The sequence below is a fragment of the Rhizobium anhuiense bv. trifolii genome, assembly GCF_024346605.1.
Classification (GTDB): domain Bacteria; phylum Pseudomonadota; class Alphaproteobacteria; order Rhizobiales; family Rhizobiaceae; genus Rhizobium; species Rhizobium anhuiense.
Map to the genome: position 1 here is coordinate 1361069 of NZ_CP098803.1, position 18558 is coordinate 1379626.

The following is an 18558-nucleotide window of genomic DNA, read 5'->3' on the forward strand; positions in this document are numbered from 1 at the left end:
GGACGAGACAGGGCCGGATCCTGAGCGCGTGCCGTGGGTGATCGCGGATGCTTCCGCGACATGGATTCCTGGCTATTTCCGCAGGATTTTCTCCATCGCTTTCCCCTTCGCGAGTTCGTCGATCAATTTGTCCAGATAGCGGATTTCACGCATCGTCGTTTCTTGGATGTCTTCCACGCGAACGCCGCAGATCACGCCGGTAATCAATGATCGGGAGGGGTTCATCTGAGGCGCTTGCGCAAAGAAATCCTCGAAGCTGGTCTTCTCAGCCAACTGATCGTCCAGGCTCTGCTGGCTATGCCCCGTCAGCCAACAGATGATTTCATCGACCTCTGTCTTCGTGCGCCCCTTCTTCTCTGCCTTGGCGACATAGTGAGGGTAGACGCTCGCGACGCTGACTGAATAGATACGATGCTTCGTCATGCCTGCTCCTCAACGTTCCAGATGTTTTCAGGCTTGAGATAGCTGATTTCTAGACCTCAGACGACCGCCACGGGGCCGGCTGCGGACCGGAAGCTTTGAGGTCTTGGCCAAGAAGAGGCAGGCCACCCGCTCTCCACGCCAAAATTTTCCGCCAAGACGCCTTTGATCTGATGTCCGCTTTCGGGCGATGCAAACCTATCGGAACGACAGAAATGAGGGCGAATTGCCGCCCGGCAGCATTGGCTCGGTCGGTGATCTCTGACCGCATTTCTGCTAAAGCTCGGAAGCAAATCGCCCGCGATGTCACCCACTGCCGAAGTGTGAAGGGCGCAACGGACTGACGGGCCTCTCGCTTATCAGGCCCCTTGTCTTGAAGGAGGAACGCCAGGATGAGCACCGACCTGGATACCGTGCGGTCCTATGATGCGGTCGCGGCGGAGTACGCTGCGGAGGCCGCGGCGATGCCCGAATGGGTCGCGACAGAGATCGATGCGTTCGTGACCGGGCTGGGCGGCTCGGGCAGGGTGCTGGAGATCGGAAGCGGTGGCGGGCGAGATGCACTTGCGCTTGAGAAGCGGGGAATTAGCGTCCGGCGCACCGACATTGCAAAGGGTTTCGTCGAACTGCTTCGCGAAAATGGCTTCGAGGCCGACCTGTTGGATCCGCTGACCGAAGACTTGGCCGACCCGCAGCGTCCCGGCACGCCGTACGACGGGATCTGGGCCTGTGCCTGCCTGATTCATGTCGCGCGCGAGGATTTCGGCACGGTGCTCGGACGGCTTGCCGAGGCGACCCGGACCGGTGGCCGATTGCACGCCTCGGTAAGAGAGGGCGAAGGCGAGGATGTGTCCACACATGGCAGTGCTGCAGCGCCCCGGCGCTACGTCGAGACGTACTGGCGCGAGTTTGCCCTGCGGTCCGCACTCACGGACGCCGGCTGGATCGTCAGCGAGGTACGTCTGTGCGTCGGAAAGCCCCATGATCGGTGGCTCAGCGTTCGGGCGAGTCGGGGGTGACGCACATAGAACTTGCGGGAATGGCCGTTCCGCTCAGGCCCGTTTCGTCAGCGGAAAGCGGTCGCGCAGCAGCCGCAGTACCGATTCAGAAGGGATCGGCGGCCCGAACAGGTAGCTCTGGCCGTAGCTGCAGCCCATCTTGGCGAGTTCGATCGCGTCCTCGTTGGATTCGATCCCCTCGGCCACTACCTTCATCTCAAGCTCGCGCGCCATCGATATCACCGACCGGAGCACGGTCGCCTTCTTGTCGCTGCCGTCGCGCACCAGCGCCTTGTCGAGCTTGATCGTGTCGAAGGGGAAGCGGGTGAGATAGGCGAGCGACGAATAGCCGGTGCCGAAATCGTCGAGCGCCAGCCCGATGCCGGCCTCCTTCAGCTTCTGCAGCACGAGGCGGGCCTGTTCCGGATTTTCCATCACCATGGATTCCGTCAGTTCGAGCTTGAGCCGCGAGGGATGGCAATGCGTCTTGGCGAGAACCGAGCGCACGTCGTCATAGAGCTCGTTGTTGAGCAGCTGCACGCTCGACAGATTGATCGAGACGAAGATCGGCAATTCGCCGGTCTGGTGCTGCCAGCTCATCAGATCGTTGGTCGCCTGTTCCAGCGCGAACATGCCGAGCGGGCCGATGAGATCGGAGGACTCGGCGATCGGAATGAATTCGGATGGCGGAATATTGCCGCGTTTGGGATGTTCCCAGCGCATCAGCGCCTCGAAACCGGCAATCTCGACATCCTCCAGCCTGGCGATCGGCTGATAGACCATCGACAATTCCTTGCGCTCGATGGCGCGGCGCAGATCCGTTTCCAGCTGCAGCCGATCGGTCCCGAAATCGCGGAAGGCCGGCTGGAACGGTTCGACGCGGTTGCCGCCCGCCCGTTTTGCCCGGTACATCGCAAGCTCGGCGTCACTGAGCAGGCCGGTGGCGCTTTCCTGCCGGTCGACCCAGGAGGCGAGCCCGACCGAGGCCGTCAGGATGATCTCGCGATTGGCGAAGTTGATCGGCACCATGATCGCCTTGCTGATCGCATCGGCGAAATCGGCGACCTTGGCCGGATTGTGCTCGGACACCAGGATCAGGCCGAACTGGTCGCCGGCAAGCCGGGCCAGCGTGTCCTGCGGCTTCAACAGCCGGCGCAGCCGCCGCGTCAGCGCGATCAGGATGTTGTCGCCGGCGGCAACGCCGAGCGAATCATTGACCAGCTTGTAGCGGTCGATGTCGATCACCATCACCGTCGGCCGCAGCGTGTCGCCGCCCGGTGCCAGCGCCAGCACCGATTGCAGCCGGTCGAGGAAGACCTGGCGGTTCGGCAGGCCGGTCAGATTGTCGTGCAGCGCATCGTGCAGCAGCCGCTCGACGGAATTCTTCTGCTCGGTCACGTCGACGATGGTGCCGACGCAGCGGATGATCTCGCCGTTCGAGCCGAGCACCGGCCGGGCGCGGATCAACAGCCAGTGGAAATGCCCGTCCTCGGCGCGGATGCGGAACTCGTGGTTCAGCCGCCCGCGGCGGTGTTCGAGCAGCACGTCGAGTGTCGCGCGGAAGCGGTCGCGGTCGTCGGGATGCAGCCGCGGCAGCCAGTTGCGCGCCGCGCCATGCATGGTGCCCGGCGATAGGCCGAGCTTGGTCGAGACATCGGGAATGGTGACGACGCGGTCGCGCGCCACATCCCAATCCCAGACCATGTCGCCGGAGCCGGTGAGCGCCAGCGATTGCCGCTCGAGATCGGAAAACAGCCCCTGCTGGAACGCGCCGCCGGCAAAGGCATGCTGCATCACGGTGAAGCCGATCAGAAGCACGATGAGCACCAGGCCGCCGCCGAGGGCGGGCTGGATGATATCGTTGTCGAGCCGCCCGGTCACCGTCAGCCACGCCCCGAACAGCCAGACGAGGATCAGCGCCCAGGCCGGCACCAGCAGGATCGCGCGGTCGTAGCGGTTGAAGCCGAGATAGATGATGAGCAAGAGCCCCATCGTCGCCGTCAGCGCGAAGGAAAGCCTGGCGATACCGGCGGCGATCGACGGATCGTAGATCGCCACGCCGAAGAGCAGGGCAAGGCCGAGCACCCAGGCAAGCGTGGCGTAGCCGAGATGCGCATGCCAGCGGTTGAGGTTCAGATAGGTGAACAGGAAGATGACGAAACTCGACGCCAGCGCCACCTCGGCGCAGGCGCGCCATATTCGCTGGTCCGCCGATGCGACGCTGATGAGCTTGCCGAGAAAGCCGAAGTCGACGCAGATATAGCCGAGCACCGCCCAGGCGAGGGCCGCCGTCGCCGGCAGCATCGAGGTGCCCTTGACGACGAAGAGGATGGTCAGGAACACGGCGAGCAGGCCGGCAATGCCGAGCACGATGCCGCGATAGAGCGTGAAGGCGTTGATCGTATCCTTGTAGGCGTTCGGTTCCCAGAGATAGATCTGCGGCAGCTCCGGCGTCGACAGTTCGGCGACGAAGGTGATGACGGCGCCGGGGTTCAGCGTGATGCGGAAGACGTCGGCCTCGTCGCTCGGCTGCCGGTCGAGCGCGAAGCCTTCGCTCGGGGTGATGGCGCTGATGCGCTGCGAGCCGAGATCCGGCCAGAACAGCTTGGAATTGACCAGGCGGAAATGCGGCGCGACGATGACGCGCTCGAGCTGTTCCTCCGAGACATTGGCGAGCGCAAACACCGCCCAGTCGCCCTGATGGTTCTCCGAGCTTGCCCTGACCTCGATGCGGCGGCGGATGCCGTCCGCGCCCGCGGCCGTCGAAACCTGGAAGGCCTCGCCCTGGTTCACATAGATCTCGGTCGTCGCGGTCAGGTCGAGCGCGGTATCGTCGCGGGAAATCTTCACCGGTTCGGCCGCCTGGGCCGTACCCGCCACGAAGGCGAAGGCCGCCAGGAAAAGGGCTGCGATCACCGCGATCACTCGTCCGGACGGTGACTTGGGCAGCATGCGGTCTCTGGTCATCGGCTGTCGGTTTTCCTGCCTTTATCCGTATCGGTGGCGAGACGTGAAAACATCACATGATCATGCCACTGACCGTTGATCTTCAAATATCCGCGCAGATAGCCTTCTCGCTGAAACCCGGCCTTTTCAAGCAGACGGATGCTGCGCGCGTTATCTGGAATACAGGCTGCTTCGATACGGTGCAACTCAAGCCCGGTGAAGATGTAAGGAATAACCATTTGCAGGGCGGCGAACATGTGCCCCTGGCCGGCATGGCGCTCGCCCATCCAGTAGCCGATCATGCAGCTTTGTGCCGCACCCCGCCTGATGTAGCCGATGGTGATGCCGCCGACGAGCGTCATGTCGCCTTTGAGGAAAATGAACAGCGGGACCGCCTGGCCCGAGGCATATTCCTGCTTGCCGCGGATGACGCGGGCGCGATAGGCGCCCTCGGTCAGCTCGTCGCGCCGCCAGGTCGGCTCCCAGGGTTCGAGGAATTTGCGGCTTTCGGCGCGCAGCCGGTGCCACTGGTTGAAATCCTGGTAGCGCGGCAGGCGCAGGAGATATCTGTCGTTCTCCAGCTCCACCGCTTCCGGCTGCCGCGACAGAAACCGAAAAACGGATTTTGCCATCGATTACTCCCGGCAGACGGACGTCGGATCAGCTTGCCTGCAGCGTCTTCGACGCCGGGACCGAAAGCGAGGCGGTGATGTCTTCCATCGGCGCGAGCTGCTCCAACGGCCCGATCGCCGAAAGCGTCGGCACCGTGTCGTAGAACAGCCGGCCGGCAAGGTCGGTCAGCCGCTCGATGGTGATGCCTTCCAGCCGCTCCATCATCTCCGGATTGGAGATCGGCCGGCCGTAGAGCATCATCTGCCTGGCGATCTGGCCGGCGCGGGCAGCCGGGCTCTCCTGGCCCATCAGCAACTGGGCGCGGATCTGGGCGCGGGCGCGCTCGATTTCCTTCTGGTGGATGGCATCGGTGGACTTGTGCAGCTCGTCGATGATGACCGGCAACAGCTCCGGCAGGTTTTCGCCGCCGGTCGCGGCATGAATGCCGAAGATGCCGGTGTCGGAAAAGCCCCAGTGGAAGGCATAGACGGAATAACAGAGGCCGCGGAACTCGCGCACTTCCTGGAAGAGCCTGGAGGACATGCCGCCGCCAAGAATATTGGCAAGGATCTGCGAGCAGTAGAAATCGCGGGCATGATAGGGCTTGCCCTCGAAGCCGAGCAGGATCTGCGCGTCCATCAGGTCGCGCGGTTCGCGCACGCTGCCGCCGATATAACGCGCCGCTTCCATGACGGGCGGGGCGGAAGGCGAAGTCGGCAGGCTCGCAAAACGATCCTCGACCATGCGGACGAATTCATCATGCTCGACGGCGCCGGTCGCCACCACGAACATGCGGTCGGTCGTGTAGTTGCGGCCGAGATAGCCGCGGATCTGCTGCGGCGTGAAGGAGACGACGGTCTCCGGCGTGCCGAGGATCGCCCGGCCGAGCGTCTGGTCGCGATAGGCGGCTTCGGAGAACCGGTCGAACACCACGTCGTCGGGCGTATCGTTGGCGGCGTTGATCTCCTGCAGGATCACCTGCTTCTCACGCTCCAGCTCCTCCTCCTCGAAAGCCGATTCCGTCAGGATGTCGGCGAGGATATCGACGGCGAGCGGCACATGATCCTTGAGCACGCGGGCATAATAGGAGGTCGTCTCGGTCGAGGTCGCGGCGTTGACTTCGCCGCCGACATCCTCGATCTCCTCGGCAATCTGGCGGGCCGAGCGGCGCGCCGTGCCCTTGAAAGCCATGTGTTCGAGCAGGTGGGCGATGCCGTGCTCGTCTCCCGTCTCGTTACGCGATCCTGATTTGATCCAGACTCCGAGCGCAACGCTTTCAAGGTGCGGCATGGTTTCTGTGACTACTGTCAGCCCGGATTTGAGCCGGGTGCACTCAACTGTCATTGGCTATCTTTCTGCGCCTGCTGTCGTCTCGCCACGGGCATGTTTGCCGATAAAAGTCTCAACGGCTTTCAGCTCCGGCTTGATGATCTGGAAACGCTCCTCCCTGTGCATCACATCAGCAAGCCACGTCGGAAGCGCCGGGTCAATACCGCAAGCGGATTTTACGGCGACGGGGAATTTCGCCGGATGCGCGGTCGAAAGCGTCACCATCGGCGTATTCGGCTTCTCTTTCTTCGCCGCAACGAAGACGCCGATCGCCGAATGCGGATCCAGCAGATAACCGGTCTCGGCATGGGTCTTGCGGATCGTCTCGGCCACCTGTTTCTCGCTGGCGCGGCCGGCGCGGAAGTCGCGGCGGATCGCCTTCAGCGCTTCAGGAGCAATCTCGAAGCCATTGGATTGTTTGAGACTCTCCATCGCCGCGCGCACCTTCGAGGCGTCGCGCCCATAGGCTTCGAACAGCAGCCGTTCGAAGTTCGAGGAGATCTGGATGTCCATCGACGGCGAGCTCGTCGCCTTGACCGCCTTCATGTCGTAGCGGCCGGTCTTCAGCGTCCGCGCCAGAATGTCGTTCTCGTTGGTGGCGATCACCAGCCGATCGATCGGCAGGCCCATGCGCTTGGCGCAGTAACCGGCGAAGATGTCGCCGAAATTGCCGGTGGGCACCGTGAACGAGATCTTCCGGTCCGGTCCGCCGAGGGCGACGGCCGCCGTGAAATAATAGACGATCTGGGCCATGATGCGCGCCCAGTTGATCGAGTTGACGCCGGAGAGACGAACCTTGTCGCGGAAGGCCACGTCGTTGAACATCGCCTTCACCAGGTTCTGGCAATCGTCGAAATTGCCCTCGACGGCAAGCGCATGCACGTTTGGCGAAGACGAGGTCGTCATCTGTCGCTGCTGCACCGGCGAGACCTTGCCGTGCGGGAAGAGAATGAAGATATCGGTGCGCTCGCGGCCCGCAAAGGCGTCGATCGCCGCCCCGCCGGTATCGCCCGAGGTGGCGCCGACGATCGTCGCCCGCTCGCCGCGCTTTTCCAGCGCATAGTCCATCAGCCGGGCGAGCAGCTGCATCGCCACGTCCTTGAAGGCGAGCGTCGTGCCGTGGAAGAGCTCCATGACGAAGCTGTTCGGCCCGGTCTGGACGAGCGGCGCGATCGCCGGGTGGCGGAAGGTGCCGTAGGCCTCGTCGATCATCGCCCGGAACGTGTCGTCGGGGATCTCGCCGTTGGTGAAGGGCGACAGGATGGTGAAGGCCACTTCCTGATAGGTCTTGCCGCGCAGCGCCCGGATCTCCTTCTTCGAGAAGCTCGGCCATTTACGGGGAACGTAGAGCCCGCCGTCGCGCGCCAGCCCGGTCAGCAGGGCGTCGCAAAAGCCGAGGGAAGGGGCCTCGCCGCGGGTCGAGATATAGTCCACGTTCGTCATCCTTGATCTATCGCTGGAAGAAATCCGGCCGGGCGCAGCCGTGGCTTGCTCTGCCGAAAATTGGAGAGGGGCTGCCCCGTAGGCACGCCATCGCGGGTATCCTGTTGAAGTTGCCCGCATCCGGCGGCGAAAAGTGCATCAAAACGGCGCTTACCCAATCGATTTTTGTTTGCGCCGCTGATATAGACCATCGCAAACCGTCATGAAAGGCCTCGCGGAAAAGACATGGGGCCTCCAAGAAACGCTTGTACAAGGGATGGAATATGGTGCTCGGCAAGGTCTCGCGTCTCATCGTCTCCGTATCTTTTCTTGCCCTGCTCGCCGGCTGCAACTCGCTCGGCATAGGCGGAGACAGCAAGTCGTCTGCACCGCCGACCCAGCCGAACGGCACCGCCCAGATCATGCCGCTGGCACCCGCCAATCCCTCGTCGAACAATCCGTCGATCGGCACGGCCACGACCGCGCAGGGCACCGTTGCCCCGGTCGTCCAGGGCGCCTGCCCGCAGATCTTCATGCGTGACCAGGATGCGATCTTCCGCACCTATGCCAAGGGCAAGAAGGACGATCCGCAGCAGATCGTCTACCAGGCCTCCTTCGGCGATTACACCCGCCAGTGCACGCTGAACGACACCAACCTGACGATGACGGTCGTCGCCCAGCTGCGCCTGATCACCGGCCCGGCCGGTGCGCCGGGCCCGCTGACGCTGCCGATCCGCGTCACCATCCTCGACGGCGAGAACGTGCTCTATTCCGAGGTCACCAAGTTCGCGACCGAGATCCCGGCAGGCGCGCCTGGCACGCAGGTGATCTTCCGGAAGGAAGGCATCAAGATGCCGGTCGGCGCCGGCGCCCTGGTGCGCGTCAATGTCGGCTTCGACACCCAGCCGGCGAAGACCAAGAAGAGCAGCTAAGCAATTCGGCCTTCGGCCTACACCGGCCTGGGAACTCATCGATAGCGGCCCCTCATCCGGCTGCCGCCACCCGGTCAGGCTAGGGGGAGGGCAGCCGTACGCTCAAACCAGAGCGGGCTAGCGGCTTCGGGCGCTTCAGAGAACGTTGTCCCAGGCGGCCAAGGCGGCGACGACGCCCGGCAGGTCGTTCATGCGCGAGATCGCCGTTTCGGCGCCGGCATCGGTCAATTTATCGGCATGGGCGGGATAGCTGTGCGAGGCGCCGGTAAAGCCGATGACGCGCATTCCGGCGGCGCGCGCCGCATGCACGCCGTGCACGGAATCCTCGACCACGACAACCTTGTCAGGCGAAACTCCCATCTGGCTTGCGCCGTGCAGGAAGATATCGGGCTTCGGCTTGGCGCGGTCGGGGCCGAGATCCTTGGCGGAGAAGATATTGGGTGCAAACAGCGGCTTCAACCCCACCTTGGTCAGCATCATATCGAGCCGCTTGGTGCTGGAGTTCGAGCAGATGCAACGCTTCATCGGCAGCCGGGAGACGGCGAATTCGACGCCCGCAATGGCCTTGACGTCCTGCGCCAGCCGGAGGTCGAGCATCTTTTCCGACTTGTCGAGCAGCGAGGCCGAAAGCGGGATGCTCGCCTCGCGCTCGATCTGCAGCAGGATGTTGCGCCATGTCATGCCGGCGAAACGCTCGCCCATTTCCTCGACGCCGATCGGGTAGCCGGCCTCCGTCAGCAGCGCGGATTCGACTTCCGCCGCGATGATTTCGGAATCGACGAGAACGCCGTCGCAGTCGAAGATGATGAGGTCGAAGCCGTCCATATGTTCACGCCTTGCTGAAATCTGGGCCGAAAGCCTGGGTCTTGTCCGGGGATGCTGCGGCTTTACACGATGCCCGCCCAAAGCTCAACCGGATCTCAAGCATGGCTGCGATGCGGCAAGCGACCGGCTCCGGCGTTGCTGCCGGATCGACGGCGTAGGCCACCTTCATCCCGGCCTCGACAAGCAGGAACTCGCTCGCCACCGAAGGCGCATGGGAGGGAGCCGGAAGGCACAATCGCACGCCGCATGCTCGCCTAGCATCGTGCGCGGCGCTATCAGGTGAGAGTCCCTGGAGATGACCGTGGAATGACGTCGGCAGGATTGCCCGCCAACGTCATGGCAAGCTTAAAGCGAACTCAGAAATGCGAGGGACGGCATAAAGAAATATTCGCCTCCCTTCATCTTCACCGCTTGAGGAACGGTTGCAACGGTCTTGAGGGAGCCGGGATCACCCCAGATGGCCGCTCCTTCCATATCTGGTCGCGCAGCATCTTGTTTTGTTTGACCGATGACCGGATCGACCCCCGGCGCTGGAAAGCCGGTCGGCACAGCTGGGAAACCGGGATTGTTGGCCCAATTTTTCTGCGTGAATTCGAACTGATTGCCTATATCACTGTTGAACGCCATGAATAACAGGCCGACGTATTTACTCGGTTTGTTCTCGATCCTGCCATCGTTCGGATTATCTGTTCGCACGCCATAGGTTTGGCCGCGTCGGGCCATGAGGTGCTTTCGTTCGCCAGCACTGTTTTCGAACCCGCCCGACCCTCGCGGATTGGTTTTTCGGATATGCCCTGAAAAGGGACACTTCGCGCCGCTCTTGTCGCTGAAGTAGTTGAAGTTGTTCGGGACGGGTGACTCAACGCCGTCTTCTGACTGCATCGTGACCGGCGTTCCGTCCTCAAAGCGCCCGACGACCATGGCGCCGGCCCTTTCGTCATCAGATCCGAACAAGCGATCTGCAAGTTTCTGCTCTTGCCTTTTGAACCGGCGGACGTTTTGTTCCAGCTTCCGGTATACGAAGTAACTTCCGAAATGAACGGCCGGATCGGGCGCTGCTGGATCAGGAACAATAACCTGTTCTAATGGGAAAGCCGGATCCCAGTTCGCAATCCCATCCGTCGCGTTTTCTTCCGCGTCGATGTCTTCCAGCAGAAACAGCGGCTGGCTGCGCCCATCGACATAGCCGAAGTGTTCGATACCTTCTCTATTGTCATTGTGAAGGCCCAGGCCATCTTGCGTCCCCACGATTGTTACCCCATGCGAGGCCTGGATCAAGTTTACCACCTGATGGTGAGCAGTGACCTTGGTGTCATTGAGCATATCTCCCACCAGTACGACCGCATGGATGGGATTGTGAAAATAAGAATCCCACCTGCTGACATCAGGGTCATTCAAGTCGGATTTTTGCATGCCCGCGCGAAATATCGGATCGCTCGGCCTTTGGGCGATTTGGAGGGCTTGATAGCCCTCGTCAGTAAGGCCAAGCCCAATGTACGGCGTTCCCGGCGTCGAAGGTTTGGCTTTGAATGCTTCAATTTCCATTAAATGTTGCTTTGCCGATTTCATCAGCGTCGTGGAAATTGCCCGAAGGAAGTGTTTCGCAGCTTCCTTATCGTCAAACCGCAGAAAAAGCAGAGTCAAAAACTCACGAACATGCGCCTTGATGATGTTCGGCTGAAGGTTGTCAAGCATAGTGCTGTCGTCGGCAGATGGATTTTTCCATGAGATTGGAGAATTTAACGTGACGGACATCTTGCGTTCCTCCGTTAATGACATCGTCATTAAACAACAGGTAGCATATTAGAGTCAACGCAACCATTTATTGTTTGATTTGTATTTCCGATGGCGTGTTGAATCTTTTGCCGTTTTTGATCTGCAAACGACCCTATTGGCATCAGGGTGCGCTAGATGTCCTCGATGCTGCGGGTGAGGGTGGTGGACTTTGATCTGATTTATCACCCGCCCACTTGGATAGGCTCTGCTGCCACTGCTGGAGAGTGCAGGCACTGCCGGTCGCCCTCCGCTGAGAAGATGATCGGGCGACTTTCCGCCGCCCGGCGCCCAGCCTTTGTCCAAGAAACTTGACAGCAGGGCCTCGCCGAGACGGCCGGCAAGATCAGCCCGCCTTTCGTTACAGTCGAGGCAGGAGCGGCAGCCGCAATGATCTGAGGTCCTCGACGTCGCGGGAATGGAAATGGCGAGCAGACAGAAGCCGTCAGGCCGCCAGCTGCCCGCTCCGGCGTCCAGCGGCAGATGGCGTCGAAGCCGTCGCGCGCAGCTTGAACCGGGAAACGAGTTCACGCAACTTGGCGGCTTCCTCGGCGAGATGACCGGATGCCGCGGTTGATTGCTCCACCATCGCCGCGTTCTGCTGGGTCACCTGATCCATGGAATTGACGGCGGTGTTGACTTCGGCAAGGCCGGTCGACTGTTCTCTTGCCGAGACGGCGATGGCATCCATGTGCTGATTGATGCGGGCGATCTGTTCGCTGATCGCCTTCAGAACCTGGCTGGTGTCGAGAACCAGCTTGACGCCGCTTTCCACTTCCACCGACGATTTCTGGATGTGGCCTTTGATTTCCTTTGCCGCCTGGGCCGATCTCTGGGCGAGTTCGCGCACTTCCTGGGCCACCACCGCAAAGCCCTTGCCCGCCTCTCCGGCGCGCGCCGCTTCGACACCGGCGTTCAGCGCCAGCAGGTTGGTCTGGAAGGCGATCTCGTCGATCACGCCGATAATGCTGGAGATCTGCTGCGACGAAGCCTCGATGCGGCGCATCGCCTCTTCGGCATGCGACACGACCTCCGAAGACTTGGCGGCATTGCGGTTCGCATCGGTCGCTTCCGTGCGCGCCTCGTCGGTGCGCTTGCTCGAGTTCGAGACATTGGCGGTGATCTGATCGAGCGCTGCGGCGGTTTCTTCGAGCGAGGCAGCCTGCTGTTCGGTGCGTTTTGACAGATCGCCGGCCCCGGATGCGATTTCCCGGGTGCCTTCGTCGATCGCGGCAATGGCGGCCGCAATGGCGCCGAGCGTTTGGTCGAGCTGGCGGATCGACATGTTGAAATCATGCCGGAGGCCCTCGAAATCAGCTGCGAACGGCTCGTCGATCTGGAAGGCGAGATCGCCGGATGCAAGCCGCTTCAGGCCGGCGGCAAGGCCGGATGTCGCCGCCCGCAGCCGAACGGCTGCATCTTCGTCGGCCTGTTTGCGGGCCGTCAGCCGTTCGGTTTCGCCCTGCAACCGGGCTGCCTCGGCGTCTTGCTCGAGCTGCCTGTTGGCAATTGCCGCCTGGCGGAAGATTTCGACGGCCGATGCCATCGTTCCGATTTCGTCCGAGCGGCCGATCCCGGTGCAGGCAATGGCCGTGTCACCGCCGGCAAGCCTTTGCATATCGTTGGAAAGCGCCAGGATCGGCTTGGTTACGGTCTTGCGCGTCAGGAAATAGAGACCAGTGGCGAACAATGCGGCTGCGGCCAGAAGTGCTTTCAGAGCGATATCGACAGAAGCCTTGACGTCGGCGCTACGCTTGGAGATTTCGTCCGACGCGGCGGTGATTTCGTCGCCGGCCTGTTCCATGGCCGTTTCCAACGTCGAGAATTGCTGCATGAACGCGGGCAGGGCCTTCAAGGCCGCCGAGGGATCCTGGCTCGCCAGATCCACGATTTTCGTGGCGCTCTCGATATAGCTCAGAAGCGGAGGTTCGATGCTGGCAAGCAGCGCTTTGGTCTTGTCGTCGGCGGCAAGCGCCTTGTTGGCGGCAATCATCTCGCGAAACGACGCGTCGTGTTCCACCAGGTCCGCCTTCACCGCGGCCGCTTCTATGACCGCTGCCGGATTGGACGCCAGCATCGATGCCAGCACGTCCGCGCGCATCGCGTCATGCATCATGTCGGCCTGCATATGGTTGCGCAGAATTTGCGCCGACCGGGCAACGTCGGCGTTGTTTTCCGACAGGGTCGAGGCCGACCAGATACCGACCCCCGTGGCGCCACCCGCCAACGCGAAAATCGCGATGCTCGCAATGATGATCTTATGCTGGATCGACGCCATGACAGGGCTCTCTCGTTAATTTAGAACGTGAGAGTACGGGAATATGCTTAATGATTTCTCAGCACCGATCCTTAGTGGCGTGAAAACAATAGGTTGCATTCGATATTTCATTTTCGATGAAAGGTTGATCTGTGCCTTGTGGCCGCTCATTGCTGCTTCACGGTCTTGGGCGTAGCATGCAGCCGCACAAGGAGAGGGACCATGAGGCTTTCAGCTTTCGTCCGACCGGCGGCAGCCGTAGTGCTGCTGTTTGCCTTCACATCCACCGACGTCAACGCCAGGGGCAAGCACCGAAGCTGTGCGCAGCTGCAGGCGATGAAAGATAATGCCCTGACCGGCGGAAAGCATGCCGGGGATGGCACCGACAAGAGAGCCAAGGTCGAAAGGAAGATGAGGAAGAAGGGCTGCCAGAGCTAAGCCGCCGATAGCGTCCGAGTACCGAGAGAACATGGACGGGCAGCAGGCAAGCCTGTTACCGGGACGGCAGAGATGCGCCTTCGTTGAGAACGGCGCGACATCCATCAAATCCGCGTCATGCAGTTCTAACCGCAGCCCCAGGACTACCTTTGGCATTCTCATGCACTAGATGGCGATCGAGGAGGACGTCACCGCCGCTATGGGGAGGAGAACAAGCGGCATGCCAAGGAACGGACGAAGAGGAAGACCGCATGACGATCGAGGACATCATCGAGACCCTGGAAAAGACTGATATGCCCGACAGCCGGATCGACGCCTTCATCACCTGTGCTTTCCTGCTGAAGCAATTCCGGCCGGCCGAACCGGACGATTTCGACGGTCCCCACGACTATATGCCGAGCAGTATCAAGTCGCCGCATGGTTTCCTGATGGCGCGTTCGTTCACGCATGATGTCAATCACGCCATCGATCTGTGCCGGGAGGTGCAGCCGGATGCGGTTTGGCACCTCGCCTGCGGCCGCCAGACATCGGACGAGTCGCTTTACGGTGCGCAGCTGCGCGAGATCGATGAGGGCGAAAGCGTGCTCGGTGAAGCCGAGAGCAACCACGCGGCGCTGGCGCTCACTCTCGCGGCGCTGCGGGCGCATGTGCGGCAGGAAGATGAAAAGAGGGCAGGGGCATGAGGCCGCCGGGTACGGCCTTGGAACCTCCTGCAGATCGGCAATAAGCTACGGATCGACCGGAAAAAGCGTCAGGAACTGCCGGTCGCCTTCCGGCGAAAACAGGATCGAGCGGCTTTCGGCCGTGCGCCGCGCCCAGCCCTTGTCGAGGAAGCTTGACAGCAGCGCCTTGCCGAGGCTGCCGGCGAGGTGGGTGCGTCTTTCGCTCCAGTCGAGGCAGGAGCGGCAGAGCGGCCGGCGCGAGGATCTGAGGTCGCCGACATCGATGCCGATGCATTTGAGGTCGCCTTCGCCCTTTTCCGTCAGCGCCAGGCCGTCGCCGACCGCCTCGATCGAGCCGGAGGCAATCAGGCTGTCGAGCATGCGCACGCCGTAATCACCGGCAAGATGATCGTAGCAGATGCGCGCCTTGCGCAGCGCCGGCTCCTTCGGTCCCGGCTGGTGGCGCAGGTGCCCGCGTCCGGCGGCAAAACCCATCATGCTTTCGATCAGCCGGGCAACGGCCTCGTCGGCGAGGGTGAAATATCGGTGGCGGCCCTGCTTGCGCTGGGCAAGCAGCCCACCGGCTTCGAGCTTGGCGAGATGGGTGCTCGCCGTCTGTACGGTGATGCCGCCGACGCCGGCAAGCTCGGTCGCCGTCAGCGCCCGGCCACCAATCAGCGCCGCCAGCATGTTGGCGCGGGCGGGATCGCCGATCAGCGCGCCGATCTGCGCAATGTCTGGGCCTTCCTTCATAGTTCGATCGTAACCGAAGCATCGCCGTCAGGCAATGTGCGAAAACGGCCCAGGAGAGCACTGAGACAGCAAAGGAGAAACGATATGATCACCTGCTTCATCCGCTATCAGATCGACCCCTTCAAGAAGGAAGCGTTTGCCGAATATGCCCGCAACTGGGGCCAGGCGATTCCGAAGAATGGCGCCGACCTGATCGGCTATTACGGCCCGCACGAGGGATCGGCGACCACGGCTTACGGCGTCTACAATATCGAGAGCCTCGCCGCCTATGAAGCCTATCGCGCCCGGCTGGCGTCCGACCCGCTCGGCCGCGAGAATTACGAATTGGCCCGACGCGAGCGCTTCATCCTGAAGGAAGATCGCATCTTCCTCAAAAATGTCTCCGCCCCTCACGCCAAGCTGGTGCTGCCATGATCGCCGTCATCTTCGAAGTCGTGCCCTATATGGGCGAACGCCACAAATATCTGGATCTTGCCGGCGAGTTGCGCAGCGAACTCGAAAAGATCGACGGCTTCATCTCGATCGAGCGTTTCGAGAGCCTGACGAACCGCGGCAAGCTTTTATCGCTCTCCTTCTTCCGCGACGAGGCGGCCGTCAAGGAGTGGCGCAATCTCGAGGCGCACCGGGCCGCGCAGCAGGCCGGACGCGGCGGCATCTTCGCCGATTATCGCCTGCGGATCGCCAGCGTCGTCCGCGATTACGGCATGTTCGAACGCGACGAAGCGCCGGCCGACAGCCGCAGGGTTCACGACGCCGCCTGATCGCCGGCGTTGGCAAAGTCTGCCGCTCACTCACCGGCCGGCCGAATAAATTCCCGAAATCGGCCACCGCTTCAGGCTTTGGTAACTAAGTTGCGTAACCATAACGGACAGTTAAGCGTAGAGCGTATGAGTGAGTATCAGAATGGCATCAGTTTTTCCGCTTGCCGACCTCAAGGCTTCCGTCAAGTCGGATTCCCGGCCGGGATCCCGGTCGGATTCCTGGGTTGACACGATCATCAAGGGCGATTGCGTCAGCGCCCTCGAAGCTTTGCCCAGCCACTCCGTCGATATCATCTTTGCCGACCCGCCGTATAATCTCCAGCTCGGCGGAACGCTGCATCGTCCCGACCAGTCGCTGGTCGATGCGGTCGACGACGAATGGGATCAGTTCGCCTCCTTCGAGGCCTACGACGCCTTCACCCGCGCCTGGTTGCTGGCCTGCCGGCGGGTGCTGAAGCCGACAGGCTCGATCTGGGTGATCGGCTCCTACCACAATATCTTCCGCGTCGGCGCCACGCTGCAGGATCTGAACTTCTGGATCCTCAACGACATCATCTGGCGCAAGACCAACCCGATGCCGAATTTCAAGGGCCGCCGTTTCCAGAACGCCCATGAGACGATGATCTGGGCGAGCCCCAACGCCAAGGCCAAGGGCTATACCTTCAATTACGATGCGATGAAGGCGGCCAATGACGACGTGCAGATGCGCTCCGACTGGCTGTTCCCGATCTGCAATGGCGGCGAGCGGCTGAAGGGCGAGGATGGCAAGAAGGTGCATCCGACGCAGAAGCCGGAAGCGCTGCTTGCCCGCGTCATCATGGCCTCGACCAAGCCCGGCGATATCGTGCTCGATCCCTTCTTCGGCTCGGGAACGACGGGTGCGGTCGCCAAGCGTCTTGGCCGCCACTTCGTCGGCATCGAGCGCGAACAGGATTATATCGATGCGGCCTCGGCCCGCATCGCCGCCGTCGAGCCGCTCGGCAAGGCGGAACTGACCGTCATGACCGGCAAGAAGGCCGAAGTCCGCGTCGCCTTCAACGTGCTGGTCGAAAGCGGCCTGATCAAGCCCGGCCAGGTGCTGACCGATGCCAAGCGCCGCTACAGCGCCATCGTGCGCGCCGACGGCACCGTGGCCTCGGGCGGCGAGGCCGGCTCCATTCATCGTCTCGGCGCCAAGGTGCAGGGTCTCGATGCATGCAACGGATGGACCTTCTGGCATTTCGAAGACGGGCAGTCCCTGCGCCCGATCGACGATCTCAGGTCCGTCATCCGCAGTGATCTGGCAAAGGTGGAGTGAGCACCACCTTCGCAAGATCGAGATACCTTCTTCCGATTTCCCTCCAGTTGCGGGAGAAGGCCAAGGCGCCCGGAGTTCAAGCTCCGGGCGTCTTCTATTTGCGCTGTACCAGCAAAACTGCGCAGCGGTTTTGCTGGAACGCGGTCATCAGAACTCTTGATAATCGGTGACCTCGACCCGCGTGACGCGCCCTTCCGCATTGAAGGTGATTGTCTCCTCGCCCTCGCGGATCAGCGGCTTGCCCGTCTTGCTGTGGGTGGCGCGCACCGACCAGACCGATCGGCCGGAGAGCGGCGTCAACGTCTCCACCAGCGAATTTTCCGCCGTCTGATCGGGATAGTCGTCGAAATAGCGCCGGAAGGCAGCCATGATCTCAGGCCGGCCGGCAAGACTGCCGACACCGTTCGAGACATAGGTCGCATCCTCGGCGAAATAGGCCTCGATGGCGGGAAAATCGAGGGCGTTGATGGCGGCGTGAAAACGTTCGATTTCTTCTGCGGGGTCGAAAGCCATGGGTTTCAGACCTTCAATCCGTAAGCGGCGAGATCGCTGCGCAGCTTCTCCGCACCCGAAAACAGCACCGCATTCCAGCCATAGGCCTTGGCGCCTTCGACATTGACCGGCGCGTCGTCGATGAAGATCGTGGCCGCGGGATCGAGGCCGAAGCTTTTCGTATGCGTCTCGTAGATGGCGATATCCGGCTTGATCAGGCCGACATCGCCGGAAACGGTGACGCCGCGCGGTCGGTTGAGGAAGGCGAAGCGTTGCTGCGCCTCGCGGAAGGTGTCGGAGGCGAAGTTGGTCAGCATCGTCACGTCGCGCCCTTCGGCGATCAGCCCTTCCATGATGGCGACGCTGTCCTCATAGGCGTGCGGCACCATCTCGTGCCAATATTTGCGGAAGGCGCGGATCTGTTCCTCACGTGCCGGGTGCTGTGCAATCAGCAGCGCTTCGGCCTCCGCCCAGCTGCGGCCGCGGTCCTGCTCGATGTTCCAGTCATGGGTGCAGATATTGGCGAAGAACCAGTTGCGCTCGGCCTCATCCGGGATAAGGCGGCTGAAGGGAAGATGCGGATCGTAATGAATGAGGACTTTGCCGATATCGAAAACAATATGCTTTATGCCGGTGGTCAT

The 18558-nt window shown here is 61.8% G+C and carries 19 protein-coding genes and 1 pseudogene; 7 read left to right on the forward strand and 13 right to left on the reverse strand.

Annotated features, from left to right (window positions below; genetic code table 11):
* Positions 1-72: 72 nt before the first annotated feature.
* Positions 73-423, reverse strand: coding sequence for a DUF2200 domain-containing protein (locus NE851_RS15150; RefSeq protein ID WP_254961317.1), 351 nt, complete (start codon positions 421-423; stop codon positions 73-75).
* A gap of 389 nt (positions 424-812) precedes the next feature.
* On the opposite strand from NE851_RS15150, the gene NE851_RS15155 reads away from it, so the two are divergent.
* Entirely contained in the window at positions 813-1439 is a 627-nt protein-coding gene (locus NE851_RS15155) for a class I SAM-dependent methyltransferase (protein ID WP_254961318.1), read from the forward strand.
* Between the two features lie 33 nt (positions 1440-1472).
* On the opposite strand, the gene NE851_RS15160 is transcribed toward NE851_RS15155, so the two are convergent.
* The 4 genes from NE851_RS15160 to thrC are packed head-to-tail and all read right to left on the reverse strand — an operon-like array spanning position 1473 to position 7748.
* Complete coding sequence (locus NE851_RS15160; protein WP_028755742.1) at positions 1473-4385, reverse strand: sensor domain-containing phosphodiesterase; 2913 nt, start codon at positions 4383-4385, stop codon at positions 1473-1475.
* Complete coding sequence (locus NE851_RS15165) at positions 4382-4996, reverse strand: GNAT family N-acetyltransferase (RefSeq protein WP_028755741.1); 615 nt, start codon at positions 4994-4996, stop codon at positions 4382-4384. The genes NE851_RS15160 and NE851_RS15165 overlap by 4 nt, the downstream gene beginning before the upstream one ends.
* A 28-nt stretch (positions 4997-5024) precedes the next feature.
* On the reverse strand, positions 5025-6320 hold the full coding sequence (locus tag NE851_RS15170; RefSeq protein WP_028755740.1) for a M16 family metallopeptidase: 1296 nt from the start codon (positions 6318-6320) through the stop codon (positions 5025-5027).
* Positions 6321-6323: 3 nt separating this feature from the next.
* On the reverse strand, positions 6324-7748 hold the full coding sequence (thrC, locus tag NE851_RS15175; RefSeq protein WP_047613972.1) for a threonine synthase: 1425 nt from the start codon (positions 7746-7748) through the stop codon (positions 6324-6326).
* 263 nt (positions 7749-8011) lie between these two features.
* Between thrC and NE851_RS15180 the strand changes: the two genes are divergently transcribed.
* On the forward strand, positions 8012-8659 hold the full coding sequence (locus NE851_RS15180; RefSeq protein ID WP_097542827.1) for a hypothetical protein: 648 nt from the start codon (positions 8012-8014) through the stop codon (positions 8657-8659).
* A 135-nt stretch (positions 8660-8794) separates the two neighbouring features.
* On the opposite strand, the gene NE851_RS15185 is transcribed toward NE851_RS15180, so the two are convergent.
* The 5 genes and pseudogenes from NE851_RS15185 to NE851_RS15205 all read right to left on the reverse strand — a co-directional run bounded on the left by NE851_RS15185 (position 8795) and on the right by NE851_RS15205 (position 13535).
* Complete coding sequence (locus tag NE851_RS15185) at positions 8795-9484, reverse strand: HAD family hydrolase (RefSeq protein ID WP_028755737.1); 690 nt, start codon at positions 9482-9484, stop codon at positions 8795-8797.
* Positions 9485-9488: 4 nt separating this feature from the next.
* Positions 9489-9653 (reverse strand): hypothetical protein, encoded by a 165-nt coding sequence (locus tag NE851_RS15190; protein WP_179867798.1) that lies wholly within the window; start codon positions 9651-9653, stop codon positions 9489-9491.
* A gap of 176 nt (positions 9654-9829) precedes the next feature.
* Positions 9830-11239, reverse strand: a complete 1410-nt coding sequence (locus tag NE851_RS15195; RefSeq protein ID WP_254961327.1) for a Dyp-type peroxidase — start codon at positions 11237-11239, stop codon at positions 9830-9832.
* 203 nt (positions 11240-11442) lie between these two features.
* Positions 11443-11647: pseudogene (locus NE851_RS15200) on the reverse strand (hypothetical protein); the annotation flags it as partial.
* Positions 11648-11702: 55 nt separating this feature from the next.
* Complete coding sequence (locus NE851_RS15205; RefSeq protein ID WP_254961328.1) at positions 11703-13535, reverse strand: methyl-accepting chemotaxis protein; 1833 nt, start codon at positions 13533-13535, stop codon at positions 11703-11705.
* Between the two features lie 201 nt (positions 13536-13736).
* Between NE851_RS15205 and NE851_RS15210 the strand changes: the two genes are divergently transcribed.
* Complete coding sequence (locus NE851_RS15210; RefSeq protein WP_047613975.1) at positions 13737-13952, forward strand: hypothetical protein; 216 nt, start codon at positions 13737-13739, stop codon at positions 13950-13952.
* A gap of 251 nt (positions 13953-14203) precedes the next feature.
* Positions 14204-14635 carry a hypothetical protein gene (locus NE851_RS15215; protein ID WP_028755732.1) on the forward strand — a complete coding sequence of 144 codons (432 nt, stop codon included), beginning with the start codon at positions 14204-14206 and terminating at the stop codon, positions 14633-14635.
* Between the two features lie 45 nt (positions 14636-14680).
* Here NE851_RS15215 and NE851_RS15220 read toward each other — a convergent pair whose 3' ends face one another.
* Positions 14681-15367: an ArsR/SmtB family transcription factor gene (locus tag NE851_RS15220; protein WP_254961330.1), complete on the reverse strand. Its 687-nt coding sequence runs from the start codon at positions 15365-15367 to the stop codon at positions 14681-14683.
* Between the two features lie 84 nt (positions 15368-15451).
* On the opposite strand from NE851_RS15220, the gene NE851_RS15225 reads away from it, so the two are divergent.
* The 3 genes from NE851_RS15225 (at position 15452) to NE851_RS15235 (ending at position 17425) form a co-directional block, all read left to right on the forward strand.
* On the forward strand, positions 15452-15781 hold the full coding sequence (locus tag NE851_RS15225) for an NIPSNAP family protein (RefSeq protein WP_028755730.1): 330 nt from the start codon (positions 15452-15454) through the stop codon (positions 15779-15781).
* Positions 15778-16128 (forward strand): antibiotic biosynthesis monooxygenase family protein, encoded by a 351-nt coding sequence (locus tag NE851_RS15230; protein ID WP_028755729.1) that lies wholly within the window; start codon positions 15778-15780, stop codon positions 16126-16128. The genes NE851_RS15225 and NE851_RS15230 overlap by 4 nt, the downstream gene beginning before the upstream one ends.
* A gap of 142 nt (positions 16129-16270) precedes the next feature.
* A complete protein-coding gene (locus tag NE851_RS15235; protein ID WP_047613981.1) occupies positions 16271-17425 on the forward strand; it encodes a site-specific DNA-methyltransferase in 1155 nt (384 codons plus the stop codon).
* Positions 17426-17572: 147 nt separating this feature from the next.
* Here the strand turns inward: NE851_RS15235 and NE851_RS15240 are convergent, their stop codons facing one another.
* Complete coding sequence (locus NE851_RS15240) at positions 17573-17938, reverse strand: nuclear transport factor 2 family protein (RefSeq protein WP_047613982.1); 366 nt, start codon at positions 17936-17938, stop codon at positions 17573-17575.
* A 5-nt stretch (positions 17939-17943) separates the two neighbouring features.
* Positions 17944-18558 carry an HAD family hydrolase gene (locus tag NE851_RS15245; protein WP_097542822.1) on the reverse strand — a complete coding sequence of 205 codons (615 nt, stop codon included), beginning with the start codon at positions 18556-18558 and terminating at the stop codon, positions 17944-17946.